We start from the raw sequence: 5,451 nt of genomic DNA on the forward strand, positions 1-5,451 counted from the left end.
CAGTCCGCCATCGCCCGGTATGCCCGCACCCTGGCCCTGACCTTCAAGGCCGGCGTGCCCCTGGTCGAGGCCCTGGAAACCGTGGCCGGCGCCACCGGCTCGATCGTCTACAACGACGCCGTCAAGCGCATCCGCGAAGACGTCTCCGTGGGTTACCAGCTGAACGTGGCCATGCGCCAGGTCGGCATCTTCCCGCACATGGTGGTGCAGATGACCGCCATCGGTGAAGAAGCCGGCGCGCTCGACACCATGCTGCTGAAGGTGGCCGAGTTCTACGAACAGGAAGTCGACAACTCCGTCGACGCCCTGACCAGCCTGCTCGAGCCTTTCATCATGGTTGTCATCGGCGTGCTGGTCGGCGGCATGGTCATCGGCATGTACCTGCCGATCTTCAAGCTCGCCGCCACGGTCTGACCCTGGATGTTTGAAGCGCTCCAGGCCTCGGCGGCCCTCTCGGCCGCCGTCGCGCTCGCATTCGGGCTGCTGGTCGGCAGCTTTCTCAATGTCGTGATCCTGCGCCTGCCGCCGCGCCTGGAATGGCAGTGGCGGCGCGACAGCCGCGAGATCCTGGAGCTGCCCGAACACTACGAACCGGCGCCGCCGGGCATCGTCGTGCAGCGTTCGGCCTGCCCCAAGTGCGGGCACAAGCTGGCGCCCTGGGAAAACATCCCGGTCATCAGCTTCCTGATGCTGCGCGGCCAGTGCCGGGGCTGCGGCAGCCCGATTTCCTGGCAATACCCCCTCGTCGAACTGGCCACCGGCCTGCTGTTCGCGGCCTGCATGTGGCGCTTCGGTTTCAGCGCCGAGGGCCTGGCCGCCCTCGTCTTCACCGGCCTGCTGGTGGCGATGTCGGGCATTGACCTGCGCACTACCCTGCTGCCCGACCAGCTCACCTACCCCCTGCTCTGGATCGGCCTGGGCCTGGCGACGATGACGCTGTTCGTCTCGCCGGTGCAGGCCATCTTCGGCGCCCTGGCCGGTTACCTGAGCCTTTGGAGCGTGTACTGGGCCTTCAAGCTGCTCACCGGCAAGGAAGGCATGGGCCACGGCGACTTCAAGCTGCTGGCCGCGTTGGGCGCCTGGTGCGGCGTCGGCGGCATCCTGCCGATCGTGCTGATGTCCTCGATGATCGGTGCCATCGTCGGCAGCCTGTGGATCGGCCTGCGCGGCCGCGACCGGGCCACGCCCATTCCCTTCGGGCCCTACCTGGCCGCGGCCGGCTGGGTGCAGCTGATGTGGGGGCCGCAGCTGCTGCAGGCCTATCGCGACTTCACCGGCCTGAGCTGAGCCGATGGCCGGCTTCCTGGTGGCGGTGACGGGCGGCGTGGCCTCGGGCAAGTCGGCCGCCACCCACGTATTCGAATCGCTGGGCGTGCCGGTGGTGGACGCCGACATCGCCGCGCGCGCCGTGGTCGAACCCGGGCAGCCGGCGCTGGCGGCGGTGGCACGGCGTTTCGGCCCGGAGGCCATCGGCCCCGACGGCCGGCTGGATCGCGCGGCGATGCGGCAGCGGGTGTTCGCCGACCCGTTGGCCCGCGCCGACCTCGAAGCCCTGCTGCACCCGCCCATCCGCGCCTGGCTTCACGATGCCTGCGAACAGGCACCCGGGCCCTACGCCGTGGTCGCGATCCCGCTGCTGGCCGAAGGCGGCGGCCGGGCCGCCTACCCCTGGCTGCAGCGCATCCTGGTGGTGGACGTGCCCGAAGCCGTGCAACTGGCCCGCCTGCAGGCCCGGGACGGCGTCGACGCCGCCCTGGCCGCGCGCATGCTCGCCGCCCAGGCGACGCGCGCGCAGCGGCTGGCGATGGCGGATGACGTGGTGGTCAATGATGGGTCGCTGGCGGAGCTGGAGGCGGCGATCCGCCGGTTGCACCCGCACTATCTGGCCGCGGCTTCCCTGTAGGAGCGCCTTCAGGCGCGAATCTTTTGACTTTGCCCTTGGCAAAGAAGGGCTTCGCGCCTGAAGGCGCTCCTACACGGGCTTTGGCCAGAAGGCCCGGATGCCGGCCACGCCCTGTGCGCCGTGCCTGCGCGCCGTGGCGACGTCGGCCGGGCGCAGGCCGCCCAGGGCATAGATCGGCAGCGAAACGGCCTCACGCAGGCGGGAGAATTGGTCCCAGCCCATGGCCGGGGCCCCGGGGTGGCTTTCAGTGGCGCGCACCGGCCCCAGCACCGCGAAATCCAGGCCCAGCTGCTCGGCCTGGGCCAACTCGTCGGCGTCGTGGCAGGAGGCGGCCACGGTCTGGCCCTCCGGCAGCGGCCGGGATGACAGCGCCATCAGCTGGCGCGCCGGCAGGTGCAGGCCGATGCCCAGGTCGGCGGCCAGGCCGGCTTCCCCGTTCACCAGCAGCTCGGCGCCGGCGGCGTGGCAGCGGGTGCGGGCGTCCATGGCCAAGTCGGCCAGGGCCTGCGCCGTCAGCCCGCGTGCGCGCAGCTGCACGCGCCGGGCGCCGGCGGCCAGGGCCTTGTCCAACTGCGCCAGCCAGGCGGCCGGCTGCAGGGACTCGGGGCTTATCAGGTAACGCGGCGGCCGGGTAAGCACCGACACCACCGGCCGGTCGGCGGGCGGCATCGGGTAACCATGCAGTTTTTCCAGCGGCGACCAGGCCAGGGCCTGGCGCTCGCGGCCGCGCGGCGTGCCGTCGTAGGAATCGACCGTATAAACGTCCAGGACAATGCGCTTGTCCGGGTAAGCCTGGGGCACGGCCACCAGCGGCACGGCGTCCAGGACCCGGATGCCCAGCTCTTCGTGGAGTTCGCGGTCCAGGGCCTCGCGCGGGCTTTCGCCCGGCTCGACCTTGCCGCCCGGGAATTCCCAGGCGCCGGCCAGGTCGCGCCCGGCGGTGCGCCGGGCCAGGAGGATGCGGCCGCGGGCGTCCCGGAGGACGGCCGCGGCCACGTGCACGGGTTTAGGTCGGTCGCCGGGCATGCGCCGGGATCAGTCCAGCTTCCCGTGGCACTGCTTGTACTTCTTGCCGCTGCCGCAGGGGCAGGGATCGTTGCGGCCGACCTTCGGTCCCTCGCGGGTCGACGGGGCCAGCACGCCATGGCCTTCGGCGGCCATCGCCTGGGCCTGTTCGGCCTCGTCTTCGGTGCCGTAGCCGCCCGTTTCCGGGTGCTGGAACTGCATCTTGTTGGCCTGGGCGGCGGCGCGCTGGCGCTCGGCGGCCTCCATCGCGGCGACTTCCTCTTCGCTGCGGATGCGCACGCGGGCCAGCATCGACACCACTTCCTGCTTCACCTTGTCCAGCATTTCGGTGAACAGCTCGAAGCTCTCGCGCTTGTACTCCTGCTTGGGCTGCTTCTGGGCGTAACCACGCAGGTGGATACCCTGGCGCAGGTAGTCCATGCGCGCCAGGTGCTCCTTCCAGTTCTGGTCGAGCACGTTGAGCATCAGGTGCTTTTCCAGGTGGCGCATCATCTCGCCGCCCAGCTGGGCTTCCTTGTCGGCGAACAGCTTCTCGCCGGCGTCCAGCGCCAGCATCAGCAGGCGCTCGTCGTCGATCGCTTCCTCGGTGGCAGCCGGACCCTGCAGGTCGACGGTGATGCCGAATTCATCGGCCAGGCTGCGTTCCAGGCCCGGCAGGTCCCACTGTTCGTCCACCGACTCGGCCGGCACGTAGCGGCGCACGACCTCGGTCAGCACGTCCTCGCGGATGGCGGTGATGGCGTCGTTGACCGAATCGGCTTCCAGCAGCTCGTTGCGCTGCTGGTAGACGACCTTGCGCTGGTCGTTGGCGACGTCGTCGAAGTCGAGCAGGTTCTTTCGGATGTCGAAGTTGTGGGCCTCGACCTTTCGCTGGGCGTTCTGGATCTGCTTGGTCACCAGGCCCGACTCGATGACGTCGTCTTCCTTCATGCCCATGCCGCGCATCGCCTTTTGCACCCAGTCGGAGGCAAAGATCCGCATCAGGTTGTCTTCCAGCGACAGGTAGAAGCGGGACGAACCCGGGTCACCCTGGCGGCCGGAACGACCGCGCAGCTGGTTGTCGATGCGGCGGCTTTCGTGGCGCTCGGTGCCGATGATGTGCAGGCCGCCCAGGGCTTTTACTTCGTCGTGGCGTTTCTGCCACTCAGCCTTCACCCGCGCCTTGTCCATTTCGCTGGCGTCTTCGCCCAGCGCGGCCATCTCGGCGTCGATGGAACCGCCCAGCACGATGTCGGTACCGCGGCCGGCCATGTTGGTGGCGATGGTCACGGCCTTCGGACGGCCGGCGTTGGCGACGATCTGCGCTTCGCGTTCGTGCTGCTTGGCGTTGAGCACTTCGTGCGGGATGCCCGACTGCTTGAGCTGGTTGGCCAGCAGTTCCGAGGTTTCGATGGACGTGGTGCCGACCAGCACGGGCTGGCCGCGCTCGTAGCAGTCCTTGATGTCCTCGATGACCGCGTTGAACTTGGCCGGGCGGGCCAGGTACACCAGGTCCGGATGGTCCTTGCGCACCATCGGCCGGTGGGTCGGGATGACGGCGACTTCCAGGCCGTAGATGGTCTGGAACTCGTAGGCCTCGGTGTCGGCCGTGCCGGTCATGCCGCCCAGCTTGCCGTACATGCGGAAGTAGTTCTGGAAGGTGATCGAAGCCAGGGTCTGGTTTTCGCGCTGGATCGGCACGCCTTCCTTGGCCTCGACCGCCTGGTGCAGGCCGTCGGACCAGCGGCGCCCGGCCAGAGTGCGGCCGGTGAATTCGTCGACGATGACGCCCTCGCCGTCGCGCACGATGTAATCCACGTCGCGCTGGTAGATGGCGTGCGCACGCAGGGCGGCCATCAGGTGGTGCACCACGGCCAGGTTGTTGCCCGAATACAGGCCGTCGTCCTCGCCGATGATGCCGGCTTCGCGCAGCAGCTCTTCGGCGTGTTCCATGCCCTGTTCGGACAGGTGGGCCTGCTTGCCCTTTTCGTCCACCCAGTAGTCGCCGTCGCCCTGCTCGGATTCCTGCTTGACCAGCTTGGGAACGATGCGGTTGACCTTCACGTACAGCTCGGGCGACTCGTCAGCCGGGCCGGAAATGATGAGCGGGGTGCGGGCTTCGTCGATGAGGATCGAGTCCACTTCGTCGACGATGGCGAAGTTCAGGCCACGCTGGAAGCGGTCTTCCTTGCCCAGCGCCATGTTGTCGCGCAGGTAGTCGAAGCCGAATTCGTTGTTGGTGCCGTAAGTGATGTCCGAACCGTAGGCGCCCTTCTTGTCCGAATGCGGCATGCCCGGGTAGACCACGCCCACCGACATGCCCAGGAAGTTGTAGAGCTTGCCCATCCAGGCCGAGTCGCGGCGGGCCAGGTAGTCATTCACCGTCACCACATGCACGCCCTTGCCCGACAGCGCGTTGAGGTAGGTCGGAAGGGTCGCGACCAGGGTCTTGCCCTCGCCGGTGCGCATTTCGGCGATGCGGCCCGAATGCAGCACCATGCCGCCGATCAGCTGCACGTCGTAGTGGCGCAGGCCCAGGGTGC

5 protein-coding genes are annotated in these 5,451 nt (G+C 68.6%); 3 read left to right on the top strand and 2 right to left on the bottom strand.

Features of this window, described 5'->3' with window-relative positions:
* The 3 genes from AACZ35_RS11830 to coaE form a co-directional block, all read left to right on the top strand.
* The coding region (locus AACZ35_RS11830; protein WP_339829520.1) for a type II secretion system F family protein at positions 1 to 414 on the top strand (414 nt) is incomplete at its 5' end.
* A gap of 6 nt (positions 415 to 420) precedes the next feature.
* Entirely contained in the window at positions 421 to 1,287 is an 867-nt protein-coding gene (locus AACZ35_RS11835; RefSeq protein WP_339829522.1) for an A24 family peptidase, read from the top strand.
* Between the two features lie 4 nt (positions 1,288 to 1,291).
* Positions 1,292 to 1,903 (top strand): dephospho-CoA kinase, encoded by a 612-nt coding sequence (coaE, locus tag AACZ35_RS11840; RefSeq protein WP_339829525.1) that lies wholly within the window; start codon positions 1,292 to 1,294, stop codon positions 1,901 to 1,903.
* A gap of 69 nt (positions 1,904 to 1,972) precedes the next feature.
* On the opposite strand, the gene AACZ35_RS11845 is transcribed toward coaE, so the two are convergent.
* Together AACZ35_RS11845 and secA are read right to left on the bottom strand one after the other, a co-directional pair.
* Entirely contained in the window at positions 1,973 to 2,929 is a 957-nt protein-coding gene (locus AACZ35_RS11845) for a Nudix family hydrolase (RefSeq protein WP_339829527.1), read from the bottom strand.
* A gap of 9 nt (positions 2,930 to 2,938) precedes the next feature.
* Positions 2,939 to 5,451, bottom strand: a 2,513-nt coding sequence (gene secA, locus AACZ35_RS11850; RefSeq protein WP_339829530.1) for a preprotein translocase subunit SecA, incomplete at its 5' end; no start/stop codon positions are given.

Source organism: uncultured Arenimonas sp., from assembly GCF_963976025.1.
Classification (GTDB): domain Bacteria; phylum Pseudomonadota; class Gammaproteobacteria; order Xanthomonadales; family Xanthomonadaceae; genus Arenimonas.